This window comes from Campylobacter iguaniorum, from assembly GCF_000736415.1.
GTDB classification, from domain to species: domain Bacteria; phylum Campylobacterota; class Campylobacteria; order Campylobacterales; family Campylobacteraceae; genus Campylobacter; species Campylobacter iguaniorum.
In genome coordinates, this window is the sequence record NZ_CP009043.1 from 711,964 (window position 1) to 727,933 (window position 15,970).

The 15,970-nt window shown below is 37.3% G+C and carries 16 protein-coding genes; 9 read left to right on the top strand and 7 right to left on the bottom strand.

What is annotated here, in order from left to right:
* Positions 1-11: 11 nt before the first annotated feature.
* The gene (locus tag CIG1485E_RS03515) at positions 12-1,100 is read right to left on the bottom strand and encodes a CinA family protein (RefSeq protein WP_038453746.1); all 1,089 of its coding nucleotides are present in this window, start codon (positions 1,098-1,100) and stop codon (positions 12-14) included.
* Between the two features lie 8 nt (positions 1,101-1,108).
* A complete protein-coding gene (locus CIG1485E_RS03520) occupies positions 1,109-1,720 on the bottom strand; it encodes a hypothetical protein (RefSeq protein WP_051870909.1) in 612 nt (203 codons plus the stop codon).
* Positions 1,721-1,832: 112 nt separating this feature from the next.
* On the opposite strand from CIG1485E_RS03520, the gene ileS reads away from it, so the two are divergent.
* Genes ileS through CIG1485E_RS03550 form a run of 7 tightly spaced genes read left to right on the top strand, consistent with a single transcriptional unit; the run spans position 1,833 to position 9,587 of the window.
* On the top strand, positions 1,833-4,577 hold the full coding sequence (gene ileS, locus CIG1485E_RS03525; protein WP_038455555.1) for an isoleucine--tRNA ligase: 2,745 nt from the start codon (positions 1,833-1,835) through the stop codon (positions 4,575-4,577).
* Positions 4,547-4,687: a hypothetical protein gene (locus CIG1485E_RS09460; RefSeq protein WP_156412504.1), complete on the top strand. Its 141-nt coding sequence runs from the start codon at positions 4,547-4,549 to the stop codon at positions 4,685-4,687. Before ileS ends, CIG1485E_RS09460 begins: the two co-directional genes overlap by 31 nt.
* Entirely contained in the window at positions 4,684-6,045 is a 1,362-nt protein-coding gene (gene gatA, locus CIG1485E_RS03530) for an Asp-tRNA(Asn)/Glu-tRNA(Gln) amidotransferase subunit GatA (protein WP_038453748.1), read from the top strand. Before CIG1485E_RS09460 ends, gatA begins: the two co-directional genes overlap by 4 nt.
* Positions 6,046-7,497 (top strand): IMP dehydrogenase, encoded by a 1,452-nt coding sequence (guaB, locus tag CIG1485E_RS03535; protein WP_038453750.1) that lies wholly within the window; start codon positions 6,046-6,048, stop codon positions 7,495-7,497.
* A complete protein-coding gene (gene metX / locus CIG1485E_RS03540; protein ID WP_038453752.1) occupies positions 7,497-8,609 on the top strand; it encodes a homoserine O-acetyltransferase MetX in 1,113 nt (370 codons plus the stop codon). Before guaB ends, metX begins: the two co-directional genes overlap by 1 nt.
* Positions 8,594-8,794, top strand: coding sequence for an exodeoxyribonuclease VII small subunit (xseB, locus tag CIG1485E_RS03545; RefSeq protein WP_038453754.1), 201 nt, complete (start codon positions 8,594-8,596; stop codon positions 8,792-8,794). Before metX ends, xseB begins: the two co-directional genes overlap by 16 nt.
* Complete coding sequence (locus CIG1485E_RS03550) at positions 8,787-9,587, top strand: carbon-nitrogen hydrolase family protein (RefSeq protein ID WP_038453756.1); 801 nt, start codon at positions 8,787-8,789, stop codon at positions 9,585-9,587. The genes xseB and CIG1485E_RS03550 overlap by 8 nt, the downstream gene beginning before the upstream one ends.
* On the opposite strand, the gene CIG1485E_RS03555 is transcribed toward CIG1485E_RS03550, so the two are convergent.
* Positions 9,574-10,746 (bottom strand): multiheme c-type cytochrome, encoded by a 1,173-nt coding sequence (locus CIG1485E_RS03555; RefSeq protein WP_038453758.1) that lies wholly within the window; start codon positions 10,744-10,746, stop codon positions 9,574-9,576. The genes CIG1485E_RS03550 and CIG1485E_RS03555 overlap by 14 nt on opposite strands.
* Before the next feature lie 109 nt (positions 10,747-10,855).
* On the opposite strand from CIG1485E_RS03555, the gene murC reads away from it, so the two are divergent.
* Complete coding sequence (murC, locus tag CIG1485E_RS03560; RefSeq protein ID WP_038453760.1) at positions 10,856-12,154, top strand: UDP-N-acetylmuramate--L-alanine ligase; 1,299 nt, start codon at positions 10,856-10,858, stop codon at positions 12,152-12,154.
* Entirely contained in the window at positions 12,151-12,492 is a 342-nt protein-coding gene (locus CIG1485E_RS03565; RefSeq protein ID WP_038453762.1) for a hypothetical protein, read from the top strand. The genes murC and CIG1485E_RS03565 overlap by 4 nt, the downstream gene beginning before the upstream one ends.
* A 27-nt stretch (positions 12,493-12,519) precedes the next feature.
* Here CIG1485E_RS03565 and CIG1485E_RS03570 read toward each other — a convergent pair whose 3' ends face one another.
* Genes CIG1485E_RS03570 through CIG1485E_RS03585 form a run of 4 tightly spaced genes read right to left on the bottom strand, consistent with a single transcriptional unit; the run spans position 12,520 to position 15,958 of the window.
* Entirely contained in the window at positions 12,520-13,263 is a 744-nt protein-coding gene (locus tag CIG1485E_RS03570; RefSeq protein ID WP_038453763.1) for an ABC transporter ATP-binding protein, read from the bottom strand.
* A complete protein-coding gene (locus CIG1485E_RS03575; protein ID WP_038453765.1) occupies positions 13,247-13,984 on the bottom strand; it encodes an ABC transporter permease in 738 nt (245 codons plus the stop codon). Before CIG1485E_RS03575 ends, CIG1485E_RS03570 begins: the two co-directional genes overlap by 17 nt.
* A 1-nt stretch (position 13,985) precedes the next feature.
* A complete protein-coding gene (locus tag CIG1485E_RS03580; RefSeq protein ID WP_038453767.1) occupies positions 13,986-14,903 on the bottom strand; it encodes an ABC transporter substrate-binding protein in 918 nt (305 codons plus the stop codon).
* Positions 14,900-15,958 (bottom strand): acyl-CoA dehydrogenase family protein, encoded by a 1,059-nt coding sequence (locus CIG1485E_RS03585; RefSeq protein WP_038453769.1) that lies wholly within the window; start codon positions 15,956-15,958, stop codon positions 14,900-14,902. The genes CIG1485E_RS03580 and CIG1485E_RS03585 overlap by 4 nt, the downstream gene beginning before the upstream one ends.
* Between the last annotated feature and the right edge of the window lie 12 nt (positions 15,959-15,970).

The following is a 15,970-nucleotide window of genomic DNA, read 5'->3' on the forward strand; positions in this document are numbered from 1 at the left end:
CAATTCACGCCTTATTCAAAAAAGCTTGGATTGGCTCTGAGTAAAAGTGCGTATGCGTGCAAGGCGCTTTGCTCTCTTATGTAGCTTCTATCGCCTGATAAAAGCAGTCTTTGGACTTGGACTTCGGTTTTGTTTGCTACGCCGACAAATACCGTGCCTACTGGCTTTTCTTTAGTTCCGCCATTTGGCCCAGCGACGCCACTAATAGCGATAGCAAAATCACACTCACAAAGCCTTAACGCCCCACGGCACATTTGTTCGACGCACTCTTTACTCACTGCGCCATAAGTTTGCAAGACTTCATCGCTGACTTCTATCCAGTTATGTTTGATATGGTTTGCGTAGGTTACAACTGAGCCGTCAAAGACGCTACTCACGCCAGAAACCGCTCCAAATTTAGCAGCACAAAGCCCAGCAGTGCAAGACTCTGCAAAGGTGATTTTGAGATTTTTTTCTATGAGTTTGTTTGCGATGAAAGAGACTATATCTTTTTCGTTTATGATTTTATTGGCAAAGAGATTTGAAGCACTTTCTATGAAGCCGTCAATCTGACCGTATTTGTTAGTAGAGGCTTTGACATAAGTAAGCCCAGGAAGTAGCTCGGTGAGACTTATCGTCACGTTATAAGTCGTGGCTAATGGCTCTAGCAGTATTCTAGCGCTTTCTTTATCGATATCAAGTATATTAAAAAACTTGCAGTCTTTTTGCACTTCGATGAGAAACTCTGGGAGTTCTGCTGTCGGCGTGGCTTTGATTAAATTTATCTTGGCTGAGTTTAGCGTGAGTAAAAAGCTGTCTTTTACTTGGATTTCTGCACGTGAAGGTATCAGGGTGTCGTTTTTTAGCTCGATTGTATCGGTGCTAAGTGTGGCGATGATCTTGCTTATTGTGTAAAAATTACTATCGTTTGCCATGATAGTGACAAAGTCAAAGTTTTTGGAGTGGTTTTCTATATAAAATGGCAATTCTTTGTCGTTATCTTCTATATAGGCCACCATTCCCATTTCGCCAAAGCACTCTTCATATTTGTTAAAAATATAATCCAAAAACGGCTTATTTATCTGCAATTCTTCGCCGACAATCAAAATAATATGCTTCATGTTTGCTCCTAGTATTTTACCTTGAAATTCATATATGTATTGTCTGAGTCTTCTTTTGGTGTGTATAAGATATTTAGGTTTAAATTCTTATTTAAAGACCAGTCGATATATGGACTAATTTGCTCATCTTTGTTTGATTTGATTATTGTACCTAAATTTGTATTATATAAAACTTCTTTGCTAATATCAAAATTTGGCTCAGTTATTAGCGAGTTTTCTTTGAGATTGTAGTTTAAATTTAGCTTGGTTTTGATTAAAAAATCGATTATAGAAGTTTGGTGCTCTATACCTAGATTATTGTTTGATATGTAGTCTTTTTGGTTTTCGTTTTTATCTAGCTTGCTATCTAAATTTAGCTTGAAATCATCTAAATATTCGTTGTTAAAGCTAAAAGAATTTATGTTTAAAACATCTATTTGGTTTAAATTTGCTCCATTTTTATTAAGATTCAAATTTGGATTTAGGAGTTTTACATCATCTGATTTTATCCAAGGGCTATTTATAAAGCCATTTGTCTGGAGTGGATTTATGCTTAGAGTATCTCCGCTTTGTTTCATAAGCTCATCAGATGAAAAAATTTGAGATAAAAATAGCAAGCTAAAAAGACAAAATTTTAGCATTTTTATCCTTTGTTATTTTGTGAAATATTGTATCTCAACTTGCTAAATAAAACTTATATTAATGATTTTTTTGATAAAATCCCTAAATTTAAAAAAATTCAAGGTCGATAATATGGATTATAAAGATACATTACTACTTCCGGCGACTGATTTTGCTATGCGGGGAAACCTGAGCGAACAAGAGCCAAAAAGATATGCCAAATGGAGCGAAGAAAAAGCTTATGAAAAGATGAAAGCCAAACGCCAAAAAGCTGGCGTGAGCTTCAATATCCACGATGGTCCACCATACGCAAATGGTCACTTACATATAGGTCACGCACTAAATAAAATCCTAAAAGATATAATCCTAAAAACTCATTATTTTTTCGGCGACAGCGTCCGCTATACTCCAGGCTGGGATTGTCATGGGTTGCCTATTGAGCAACAAGTCGAAGTAAAGCTGGGTGAGGCTAAAAAAACCATGAGCAAATCAGCTATCAGAAGCGAGTGCAGGGCGTGGGCTACAAATTTCGTAAATATCCAAAGAGACGAGTTTAAAACTCTTGGCATTCTTGGGGGCTGGGAAGATCCATATCTTACTATGAAGTTTAAATTTGAAGCAAATATCTATAGGACGCTTTGTGAAGTGGCTAAAAAAGGTCTTTTGATCGAAAGAAGCAAGCCTGTTTTTTGGAGCTGGGCTGCAAGAAGTGCTCTGGCTGAAGCTGAAGTCGAGTATGAAGACAAAGAGGATTATAGCCTATATGTGGCATTTGAGCTTAGCAAAGAGGCTTGCGAAAAAATAGGCGTCCAAAATGCTAAAGCAGTCATTTGGACTACTACGCCATGGACTTTGGTCGCAAACCAAGCCATAAGCCTAAATCCAAATGAAAAATACTCAGTGACAAGTGAGGGCTATATCGTAGCTTCTGCACTTGTAGAAACTCTTGTAAATCAAGGCATTATAAGTGGCAAAATCATAAAAGAATTTGCCTCAAAAGAGCTTGAAAATCTAAACGCAATTAATCCACTAAATGGTAGAAACTCAGTATTTATCCTTGGCGAACACGTCTTGATGGACGGCGGTACTGGGCTTGTTCATACAGCTCCTGGGCACGGCGAAGATGACTATTTTGCTAGTTTGAGATATGGCATAGAAGTGATTATGCCAGTTGATGAGGCTGGATTATACGATGAGACTTTAAGGGTTAAAAAGCTTTTGCCTGAGAATTTGCTAAATGAGTTTATAGGGCTTCATATATTTAAAGCAAATGAAAAAATCGTTGAGCTTCTTGGAGATAGCGTTGTAAAAGTAAGTAAATTTGTGCATAGTTATCCATTTTGCTGGAGAACTCACAAGCCAGTCATTTACAGAGCCACAAAACAGTGGTTTATAGCTATGGATGAGCCAAAGCTTGATGGCAAAACTCTAAGAACTACGGCTCTTGAAGCGTTAAAACAAGTGAAATTTTATCCAGAAGTTGGGGTAAAAAGAATAACTTCTATGATAGAAAATCGCCCTGACTGGTGTATAAGTCGCCAAAGAGATTGGGGTGTGCCAATAGCGTTTTTTAGGGATCGTGCGACCAAAGAGCCGATTTTTGATACTGAAATTTTAGATAATGTAGCAAAGATTTTTGATGAAAAAGGCGCTGATGCATGGTGGGATTTGGAGATTGCTGATTTACTTCCAAAAGACTCAAAATACGATCCGGCAAATTTAGAAAAAGTAATGGATATTTTAGATGTTTGGTTTGATAGCGGATCTACTTGGAATGCAGTGCTAAATAGTGGTGATTACGATGCTGGCGGATATCAAGCCGATATGTATCTTGAAGGTAGCGACCAACACCGTGGCTGGTTCCAAAGCTCACTTCTGCTAAGCTGCGCTGTAAATCAAAAAGCGCCATATAAAAGCGTTTTAACTCATGGATTTACCGTTGATGGCAATGGCAATAAAATGAGTAAAAGCAAAGGAAATGTAATAGCTCCAGCTGACGTAGCCAAAAAATACGGCACTGAGATTTTAAGACTTTGGGTCGGGCTAAGCGACTACTCAAGCGACCTTAAAATCAGCGATGACATACTAAAACAAGTCGGCGAACAATACAGAAAAATCCGCAACACAGTAAGATTTTTACTAGCCAACATTAATGATTTGGACGATATCAGCTCAAATTTCACAATGCTTGATAAGTGGATATTAGTAAGAGCTACTAAAACATTTAATGAAGTTAGTATTTGTTTTAAAAACTATGAGTTTTCAAAAGGCTTTAATATACTTTTGAATTTCTTAAGTGGAGATTTGAGTGGTGTTTATCTTGATATTTGCAAAGATAGACTCTACTGCGATGAGTTAGAAAGCTCACGCCGCCGCTCAGCCCAGTCAGCTATGGCTATCATCACAAAATCACTTCTAGCTCTTATCGCTCCTACCTTGACATACACTGTAGATGAAGCTCTAGAGGTCGCTCCAAACATCATCAAAAAGAGTGCAAACGATGTATTTGAGCTAGTTTATAAGCCACTTGAGTTTGATTACAAGATAGAAGATGAGCTTTTAAGATCTAGTAGAGAGAAATTTAACGAGATAATCGATACTCTTAAAAAAGATAAAATCATAAAATCAACCCTAGAAGTTATCCTAGAAACCAGCTCAAACGAAGTGCTTTCAAATGACCTTGATGAGGTTATAGATTGGTATATGGTGAGCTTCGTAAGAGGAGTTGAGAGTGATGAGTGCTTGGCTGAATTTGACATAGGAAATGATAAATTCAAGATAGTAAAAGCAGATAGATTTAAATGTCCAAGATGCTGGAAATACTCAGCTAAAAACGATGGCGACCTATGCCCAAGATGTGCAAAGGTGATGAAATAGTGTTTGAAAATCCAGTTAGTATGACATTAATCATAGTCACTGTAGCAATTTTGCTTGGAATAACCGGATTTGGTATTTTTTTAGTTAATAAATTTAAGGAGAGCAAGTGATAAGCTTAAAAGAAGCAATGAAACTTAGCGAGAGTGAGCTAGTAGCTCTTCGCAAAGATCTAAAAGACAAAATAAAACAAACAAAAGAGCTTGGAGCGTATATCGAGCAACTAACAAATAGTGAAATTTGTGATGAATTTGCTGGAGTTCCAATAGCTATAAAAGATAATATCCAAGTCAAAAACCAAAGCGTAACAAGCTGCTCAAAGATACTTCAAGGCTACATAGCACCATATAACGCAACTGTTATAAACAAGCTACTAAGTGCTGGTCTTGCGCCATTTGGTAGGACAAATATGGATGAGTTTGCTATGGGAAGCACAACTGAAAGCTCTTACTATGGTAAGACTCTAAATCCACTAGATCACTCACGCGTACCTGGTGGTAGTAGTGGCGGTAGTGCAGCAGCAGTCGCAGCTGGCATCGCAGTCGCAGCTCTTGGAAGTGATACTGGCGGAAGTATCCGTCAGCCAGCAGCGTTTTGTGGGTGTGTGGGATTTAAGCCGACTTATGGAAGGGTTAGTAGGTTTGGACTTGGTGCTTACTCAAGCAGTCTAGATCAGATCGGACCTATCACAAGAAGCGTTGAAGACGCAGCTATTTTATATGATATTATCGCTGGACATGATCCAAAAGACAGCACAAGTGCAAATTTAGAAGCTATCAGCACAAGCGATAAGCTAAACAGCGATAGAAAAATGACAATCGCAGTCATCAAAAACTATGTAGATGGAGCTAGCGAAGATGTTAAAAAATCTTTAAATATGGCTATTGACAAACTAAAATCAGCTGGACACAATATCATTTATAAAGATTTTTCAAACTCAAAATATGCAATAGCAGCTTATTACATCATCGCTACAGCTGAAGCTAGCACGAATTTAAGCAGATACGATGGCGTCAGATATGGTAGACGCGCTGCATGCACAAATCTTGGAAGTATGTATGCAAATACAAGAGGCGAGGGCTTTGGCGCTGAAGTACAAAGAAGAATGCTTCTTGGAACATTTGTTTTGAGTAGCGGATATTATGATGCTTATTACATAAAAGCTCAAAAAGCTAGAGCATTTATCAAAAAAGAATATGAGGAAATTTTAAGCGAGGCTGATATCATCTTGATGCCAGTTGCTCCAAGCGTAGCGTATAAATTTGGTGAGCTTAGCAACCCACTTGATGCTTATCTAAGTGATATTTACACAATCGGAGTAAATTTAGCTGGACTTCCAGCTATAACTGTTCCAGTCGCAAAAGACGCAAATGGGCTAAATATCTCAGCTCAGTTAATTGGCGGTGCATACAAAGAGCAAAATGTTCTAGATGCTGCATATAGTTTAGAAAAATTGATAAAAGGAAATTAAATGAAAATAGTAAAAAGAGCTCTTACATTTGAAGATGTTTTGCTGGTCCCTCAATACTCAGAAGTTTTGCCAAAACAAGTATGTATCAACTCTAAATTTAGTAGAAATATCGAGCTAAATATACCTCTTGTTTCAGCAGCTATGGACACAGTAACTGAGCATAGAACAGCTATTATGATGGCTAGACTTGGTGGTATTGGTGTAATTCACAAAAATATGGATATAGAAAGTCAAGTAAAAGAGGTAAAAAGGGTTAAAAAAAGCGAGAGTGGCGTTATCATAGATCCTATATTTATCAAGCCAGAAGCAAGTATCAAAGAGGCTTTAGAGCTTATGAGTGAGTATAGAATATCTGGCGTTCCAGTAGTCGATGATGAAAATACCCTTATAGGAATTCTTACAAATAGAGATCTAAGATTTGAAAATGACTACTCAAAAAAAGTAAGCTCAGTCATGACAAAAGCCCCACTCATCACAGCTCCAAAAGGTTGCACTCTTGATGATGCTGAGCAGATATTTTCTACAAACAAAGTAGAAAAGCTTCCTATAGTAGATGAAGATGGCAAGCTAGAGGGTTTGATAACTATAAAAGACCTTAAAAAACGCAAAGAATACCCAAATGCAAACAAAGATAAATTTGGTCGCCTAAGAGTAGCAGCAGCTATTGGCGTAGGTCAGCTTGACCGCGCTATAGCTCTAGCCAAGGCTGGGGTTGATGCTTTAGTTATGGACTCAGCTCATGGACACTCAAAAGGTATAATTGATACTTTAAAAAGTATAAAAGAGGTTATAAAAGATGTTGATATAGTAGTAGGAAACGTCGCAAATCCAGCTGCTATCAAAGATCTTATAGCTGCTGGAGCCGACGCTGTAAAAGTAGGTATCGGACCAGGATCAATATGCACTACTCGTATCGTCTCAGGTGTAGGCGTACCACAAATCACTGCCATTGCAGACTGCTGCGACGCTGCAAAAGGTAGCGGAGTGCCTATCATCGCTGATGGTGGCATCAAATACTCAGGCGACCTTGCCAAGGCTCTTGCAGCTGGTGCTAGTTGTATCATGGTAGGAAGCTTGCTTGCAGGTTGCGATGAGAGTCCAGGCGAGCTTGTGACTTTTCAAGGAAGGCAATACAAAAGTTACCGTGGCATGGGAAGTATAGGGGCTATGACAAGAGGAAGTAGTGATAGATATTTTCAAGAAGGTACAGCTCAAGATAAGCTTGTCCCAGAAGGCATTGAAGGGCGTGTTCCTTACGCTGGAAGTATCAGACAAGTCATTCATCAACTAATAGGTGGACTTAGAAGCTCAATGGGTTATTGTGGAAGTAAGGATATACCAACTTTCCAAGAAAAAGCTGAGTTTGTCGAAATAACAAGCGCTGGACTTAAAGAAAGCCACGCTCACGACGTCATCATCACACAAGAAGCACCAAACTATAGAGTAAATTAGTGAAAATTTCTACCCATAAGGCTCATTTTAGTGAGCCTTTTTATCTTGAGAGTGGTCGGATTTTAAGCGAATTTGACCTTGCTTATGAAACGTATGGCGAGCTAAATGAAGACCACTCAAATGCTGTAGTCGTATGCCACGCACTTACAGGCTCACACCACGCTGCTGGAAGATATGAAAACGATAGCAAGGCTGGCTGGTGGGACGGCTTAATAGGCGATGGTAAAGCTATAGACACTACTAAATTTTTTGTAATCTGTGTAAATATTTTGGGTAGTTCGTTTGGATCTACTAGCCCACTTAGCATAGAGCCAAGCACAGGTAAAGAGTATAGGCTTAGGTTCCCAGTACTTGTCATAAGTGACGTTGTAAAAGCTCAAATGAAGCTTTTTGATAGACTTGGGATCAAGCAAGCTCACGCAGTTGTTGGTGGTAGTCTTGGTGGTATGCAAGCACTTTGTTTTGCTATTGAGTTTCCAAATTTTGCTAAAAATATCATTATGATGGCGACGACTTATGCGACAAAGCCATGGGCGATTGCGTTTAATAAAATCGCAATTGAAGGCATCGTGCGTGATCCGGGATTTAAAAATGGTAACTACGATAAAGAAGAGATAAGCAAAAACGGTCTTATGGGAATGGCGCTTGGTAGAATGGCAGGGCATATTAGCTTTTTATCTCCAGCTTCTATGGATGCTAAATTTGGTAGAGCGTACGTAGAAACTGACGGAACTTATGAGCTTTTAGGTAGATACCAAGTAGATAGATATATGGAGTATAATGGATATGGCTTTCCAAAAAGGTTTGATCCGTTAAGTTATCTTTATATCGCTAAGATGATGAATAACTTCGATTGTACTCGTCACTATGACACGCTCAAAAACGCACTTAGCCTTATAAAGGCAAATGTGTTTATGCTCTCATTTAGCGGGGATATTTTGTTTCCGCCGACACTAATGAAAGAGATGTATGAGGCGTTTTGTGATATAGGTAAAAAGGGCAATGCGGAGTATGAATGTATCGATAGCGACTATGGACATGATGCGTTTTTGGTCGAGATTGATAAGATAGAAATGCAAGTAAAAAAGGCTTTAGAATGGAAGAAAATATAGCTGAGAGTTTCGAGCAAAAGCTAGAAAAATTAAATGAGCTTTTGGCAAAGTTAAATGATGAAAATTTAAATTTGCAAGATAGTGTAAATTTATACAAAGATGGAATAGATCTTGTAAAAGAAGCAAGCGAGATACTAGAAAATGCAAAACTAAATATAAAAGAGTTTGGTGAAATAAATGGCTAAAGTTTGTATCTTGCAGCTTGGCACTTTGGCGATGAGTGAGTCTAGGATTGATTATTATCTTAAGCTTGCTAGTGGGAGTGGTGCTGGGGTGGTTTTGCTTGGTGAATATGTGCTAAACTCATTTTTCACTGAGCTAATCAAAATGCCACGCTCAATGATAAAAGAGCAGTCCGAATACAAAAAGCTAGCTCTTAGCAATCTGGCTAAAAAATATGAATTGACAATCATCGCTCCTATAATCTTGCTAAAAGGCAAAGAGCTATGCAAGGTGATTGCTAAATTTAGCCCACAAAGCACAAAATACCAAGAGCAAAATATTTTTATAAATTACCCGCACTGGAATGAAGAAGCGCTTTTTGCTAAAAGTGGTAAATTTGAAACAATGACATTTAGTTTTGATAAAATTAAATTTGGTGTTATGTTTGGCTATGAGGCTCATTTTGATCTTATGTGGCAAGATATGATGGCAAAAAAAGTTGATTGTGTTTTGCTTCCTACTGCTTGTACGCTAAACTCAAAAGAGCGTTGGAATGAGCTTTTGAAGATGAGAGCCTTTACGAACAATATCTATATTTTGCGTGCAAATAGACTTGGTAAGGCTAAATTTGATGAGGCTAGTAGTGAGTTTTATGGTAACTCAATACTCATCAGCCCGCACGGTGAAATCATAAATAGTCTTGATGAAAACGAGGGTATGATGGTTTGTGAGATAGATAAAAAACTCCTAAACGAAGCAAAAAAAATATGGAAATTTAGAGATAATGCTCTAAAAATCCAAACTAATAAAGATTAAAAATCCTCTCTATCATAAGCTTTTCATCTGTAAATTCGCCATCTATCACACCAAGATCAAGTGCTAAATTGGGCGATATTCTGTGATAATATATCGCTACTTTTATTTGCTCTGCGCCTTTTATAGGGTGCAAGGCGATCTCTTTTTTCTCAAAAGGCTTAAATCTATTGTCTGATTCTAACCCATTAGCTACGTACGATAGTGTTTCTTTACCATTTGCTAGTATATATTTTGCTTTGAAAGCGACTGTTTGAGTTGAGATGATGTCTTTATTTTTAGCTATATAAAATATCGTTGCTTCTACCACTCTACCACCAAATCCAGTAGGAACATTGTGTGATATTTTATTTTCTATGATTAATTTTTTTTGGGCTTGATTAAATGAGATATTAAAAGTATCTTCTAAAAGCTTTTTGTCTTGAGAGCCTATAAAAAGATGCGATCTAACTCTTCTAATCTCAGCTTGATTTGTAGCGATATGAGGGGCATTTACGGCTTCTTTTGGCTCGCCCATATGACAGTCTACGCACCTTTTTGTTGTTTTGCTTGCTTGTGTTTCTTTGCCAGTATTATACTGACCAAATTTATTATTATCCCCTTGCCCTTGGTGGCAGATAAGACAGAGTTTATCGCCTTTGATGAAATACTCTCTTTGAACAGTGTTGTGAAACTCAGCCCTCGAAGATGACTCAAACGGTCCAGCCATATCGTTTCCATGTAGCCATTTTATAGAATATTTTCCATTTTTGTCTTCTTGTATATCATCGATTCTGTGGCAAATATAGCAACTAACTCCATTTTTAAGGTGATCTGCACCTATTTGCTCATCGATTTGTTTCGTTTTTGAGGTTTGTATATCAAATAATTTTGCAAAAGTATAATTTTGATCCATATTTACGACCTCTATTTTTGGATTATGACAGGTCGCACATTCTACTAAGATCTCTTCTCTTGCTTTGTTTGTGCGGCTCGCAACATAGTTTATAGAAGCTTTATAAAGTTCGTTTTTGCTATCGTGAGACTTGTAGTGTAGGGATTTTTTCCAAGAGTTATACTCATCTTTATGACAAGCAGAACAAAGCTTTGGATCTTGAAACTGAGAGTTGATGTTTGCTAATAATAGTATTGGTAAAATTAAAATAAAATATAAATTTTTCAATCATACCCTTTTTAAATTTGATGTAATATTTTATCATAAATACCTTAAAAGTGGCGCTTTTTAAGTCAAAATTTGATAGTATAATGAAAATAAATACTTAAGGTTTTTCATGCAAAAAGTTCATTTTATCGGTATTGGCGGTATTGGAATTTCGGCTATAGCTAGATTTTTAAAAGAAAAAAATTTTATCATAAGTGGTTCAGATATAAAAGATAGTAATACAACCAAAAAATTAAGTCAAGATGGGATTAAAATCACAGTTCCACACTGCAGCAGCGCGATAGAAGATCCTGATTTTGTGGTTTACAGTGCAGCAATCAAAGAAGATAATGTCGAGCTAGTAGAGGCTAGAAGAAAGGGCATAAAGTGTCTTTCTAGGAAAGAAGCGTTGCCATTTATTTTAGAGGGAAAAAGAGTTTTTGCAGTAGCTGGAGCTCATGGCAAAAGCACGACTTCGGCTATGCTATCAAGTTTGCTTAGTGGAAGCGTGATAATAGGGGCGATAAACAAGCAATTTGGCTCAAATATGAAATACGAACAAAGTGATAACATAATATTTGAAGCCGATGAGAGCGATAGTAGCTTTTTAAACTCAAATCCATATCTAGCAGTCGTGACAAACGCTGAGCCAGAACACATGGAGCATTATGATTTTGATCTTGATAAATTTCACGCAGCCTATAAAGGCTTTTTGGAACGAGCTAAAATAAGAGTGATAAATGCTGATGATGAGTTTTTAGGCTCTATTAAAATGGACTGCATCAAGCTATATAAAAGTGATATAACCGAGCTTAAAATGGTGCTTAGAAACTATGAGCCTTATACAAGTTTTAACCTAAAAAATCTTGGTAAATTTGAAGCTTGGGGCATGGGAGAGCATATCGCAATCGATGCTAGTCTTGCGATTTTGGCGGCGAACTGTGAAGTAGGGCTTGAGAGCATAAGAGAAAATCTAAAAAACTTTAAAGGGATAAAAAAGCGTTTTGATATACTTGTAGCAAATGAAAATTTCGCTCTCATTGATGATTACGGCCATCATCCAACTGAGATTTGTGCTACCTTAAAAAGCGCCAAAGAATACGCAAAACTGCTTGGGCTAGAGAAGATAACTGCGATATTTCAGCCACATCGCTACACAAGACTTAAGGCAAATTTACAAGGGTTTAAAGAGTGCTTCAAAGAAGTAGATGAGCTTATAGTTTTGCCTGTTTTTGCTGCTGGAGAAGAGCCAAATGAGATAAGCTTGAAAGATGAGTTCAAAAATGCTGTTTTCGCAGACCGCATAGATAGGGTTGGTGAAACGATTGAATTCACTGATAGCTTTGGCGTAAAACACAAAGTCGCAAGTGGGCTTGTTATCGGCTTTGGCGCTGGAGATATCACATATATGTTAAGGGGTGAAGTGTGAGAATAGTTCTATTTTTGGTGCTTATTCTTTTTATACTAATTTTATTTGCCGCTGGTAGTCAAAGGCTAAATTTAAAGTCTAGAATTTTGATTTTGATCTGCGGGATTGCTCTGTTTTTGGTGGCATTTTTCTACAATGAAAGCGTGCAAAACAAAGAAGAAAACATAAATAAAATAGTTGAAGAATTTACTCAAGGCAAAACCGTGAAATGCGGGGAGTTTGAAGTGGATAAAAAGCATTTTAATTATGAGTTTGGAACTGGTAGTTTCGTGGCTAAAAGTGGCTTTGAAAGTCTAAATTCAGTCATAATCCCTGTGGAAAAATGTATAGAAAAATAGTGCAAATTTGAGCTAAATTTACACTATTTATATTTGATATTCTATTTGGTTGTCTTCGCCGTTTATAAGTCTAAAGATTTCAGCTTTGATCTCAAAATACTTTGCATGGTTTGGTTGAAATCTTGGATTTTTTATCTCTTTTATTATAGCTCCACTATGCAAAACGACGATTTTGTCCCCTAAAAACAGTGCTTCATCTATATCATGAGTGACAAATATCACAGTTGAGTTTGTAGCTATATTTTTAAGTTCGGTTTGCAAATTTGCTCTAGTTATTGGATCGAGCGCAGAAAATGGCTCGTCTAAAAATAGGACTTTTGGATTTAGGCTTAAAGCCCTTGCTATGGCGATTCGTTGTTGTTGGCCGCCACTTAATGAGTGTGGATAAAAACTCTCTTTGCCACCCAAATGTACTAAATTTAAGAACTTTTGAGCTGTTTTTTCAAGCTCATTTTTGTCCTTTATGCCTGAGCATTTTAGAGCAAATTTGATATTATTAATTGCGTTCATCCACGGCATTAAAGAGTAGTTTTGGGTTATGATTTGGCGTGATTTATGAGACGCGATTTGTCCTTTAAATTTAACGCCATCAATACCAACTTCGCCACTATCAAAAGAGCTGTGGCCACTTAAAATCTTAAGCAAAGTAGTCTTCCCAGAGCCACTAGCTCCAAGCAACACGCAAAACTCGTTTTTATCGATATTTAAATTTATATCTTTTAGAATTTGTGCGTTGCCAAACGATTTTTTTAAATTAGAGATTTTTATCATATCCAAACTTCCTTGAAATTTGTTTTTCGATCAAGCAAAATAGCTGATTTATCGCCCAGCCCACCGCACCTATGACGCAGATTACGGCTAAAACTATGTCGAGCCTAAGCTGGTTTCTAGCATCTATGATGAGGTATCCAAGCCCTGTTTGAGCTCCTAGCATTTCGCCCACGACTAAATTTATCCAAGCTAAAGACGCGGCTAGTTTAAGCCCTGAAATAAGCATAAGAAAACTAGATGGAAATATCACTCCGCTAAGCACTTGCCATTTTGAAGCACCGAAGTTTTTTGATACTATTATTAGCTCTTTTGGGACATCTTGGACTGCTTTTGAAGCTAGTAAAAGCACAGGAAAAAACACAGCGTAAGATATAATAAATATAGTAGGCTTGTCTCCTATGCCAAAGACGATAAGCACTAATGGCACCCAAGCTATGGGCGAAACTGGGCGTAGTAAATTTATAATAGGATCAAAAGCACTGCTTATTTTGGGAAATAATCCAAAAATAAATCCTATGAAAATCCCACCGCTAAGCCCAGCAGCTAATCCCCAAAAATAGCGGTAAAGTGAGTCTATAATGCCTATTTGAAGTATGCCTTTTTGTAACAACTCGCCAAGAGCTATGAAGCTTTCTTTTGGCGTTGGTATAAGCTCATCGCTTCCAAGCTGCCAAAGACCTAGTAGGGCAAAAATGGTTAGAAATTGATAAAAGTATTTCATTTTATACCGCCAGATAATCATCTATGCTTAGATTAAAAAGTGCATCATTTGCTAGATTATTTTTTATCAAAAACTCTTTAAGGACTTCTAAATCATCTTTTTTGATACTCAAATCATCATAAGAAGCTATGTCTTGAGCGAGTATATCATTTATAATTTTTTGATTTTGCCCTAGCAAATTTTCACCCAAAAGACTTGCTTTTTCGTGATTTTTAGATATAAAATACGCAGCTTTTTTGAAGCTTTGTAACACCTCATCAAAGCCGTTTAAGCTTAGCACATTTTCGCCAAAATTTAAAATACAGCATATATGGGATTTTTCTATATCTTTGCTAAAAATCAAATTCCTAGCTCTTTTTTTAGATACTGCGAGCTGACCAAAAGGCTCTGCGACTATGTAGGCATCAAGCCTTCCACTAAGCAAGGCAAAGGGCATTTCAGTGGGCGCCATATCTATGATATTTACCTTTCCTCTTAAATTTAGACTTCCCAAAAGTTTGTCTAATAAAAAATAATGCGTGCTAAAACGAGATGGGATTCCTATATTTTTGCCTTTTATGTCTTGTAAATTTAATATATCGTTTCTTGCAACAAGTGCCGAGCCGTTTTTGTGAGCGGCAAGGACGGCTTTTATCTTAACCCCGTTTGCTCTTAGCATAAGTCCAAGAGGCGCTAGTAAAAACGCTCCATCGATTGCTTTGCTTCTCAAAGCTTCACTAAGATCAGCCCAGCTAGCAAATTTAACTGGGATTATCTCATAGTTTGGGCTATCATAAAGCTCTTTTGCTATGATAATAAGATGATCTGTAATAGGCAAAAATCCTACTTTTATGGGGATTTTGAGTTTGCTAGCTAGAGTTTTTGAGGTATGAAATGCCAAAAAACTAGCCAAAAATCCAAGTGCATATCTTCTTGTCATGAAGCAACCTTGTACTTCCATTTTTGTATGCATCCATTGCCGTTTTTTACCTCTTCTATCTCTTTTAAGAGATGCTTTATACTTGGAGTTACTATTAAGACGAAATTTCCCTCTCTTTGGACTCTAGCTATTTTGGCGTTTTTAAAATACCCCTTTGTCCCGCTAAACAAAACCGCTGCGTTTGTTGCTTTTTGTGTTAAAAATGACGCGTCAAGCCTGAGCTGCAAAATCTCAAGCGGGCTTATTAAATTTATATTAAAAGCCGCATTTTTCACTCTTTTTAGCAGTTCGTCAAGCTCAAGCTTTAAACTCTCATAGCTAAAAGGCAGATACACATTTATGTGAGAGTGGGTTTTGTTTGAGCTTTCGATCACTTCTAGGCTAGCATTTATTATACCAGCTGCAATGCCAGCTTGAAGCAAGATAAATCCAGGAGTGATTTTGATTAAATAACTATAAATATCGTTTGTTAAGATATCGCTATCGGGCAAAAAATACTCTTTTAGCGTTACTGATTTGGTCGCTGAGCCCTCAAGCGTGCTGTATTTTATGTGGCAGCTTAGTTTGACTCTCTCATCACACCTTATAATTCCCATTATTGGCTCATCTGCGTCTAAAGCTATAGCCCCAAACACGCTTCCTTGCTCGATATTTGACACCCAAGCAAGAGTGCCATTAAGGATATATCCGCCACTTACTTTTGTAGCTTTTAGCTGGTTTTTTTCTATACCAGCAAATGCTTTCATAGGATTAGATAGAGCAGTTCCACCTAAGATTTCAGCTTTTTTTAATTTAGGCAAAAGCTCGTTTTTGAGGTTTTCGTTGTTGCTATTTAGCAGATACCAGATAAGTGCAAATTGGCACCACATGCAAAATCCAGTTGTTCCACAAATTTGAGCTACTTTAGATATGTTTGATATAGCTTTTAGTAGGTCTTCTCTGCTTTCTAAAACGCTAAAATACTCACTAGCTCCTAGTTCATTTATGATCTCTTTGGCATAAATTCCCTCTGTGTCGATACGTGGTGCAAGATTTGCTAATTTTTGTAGTGCCATTTTTAATCCTTT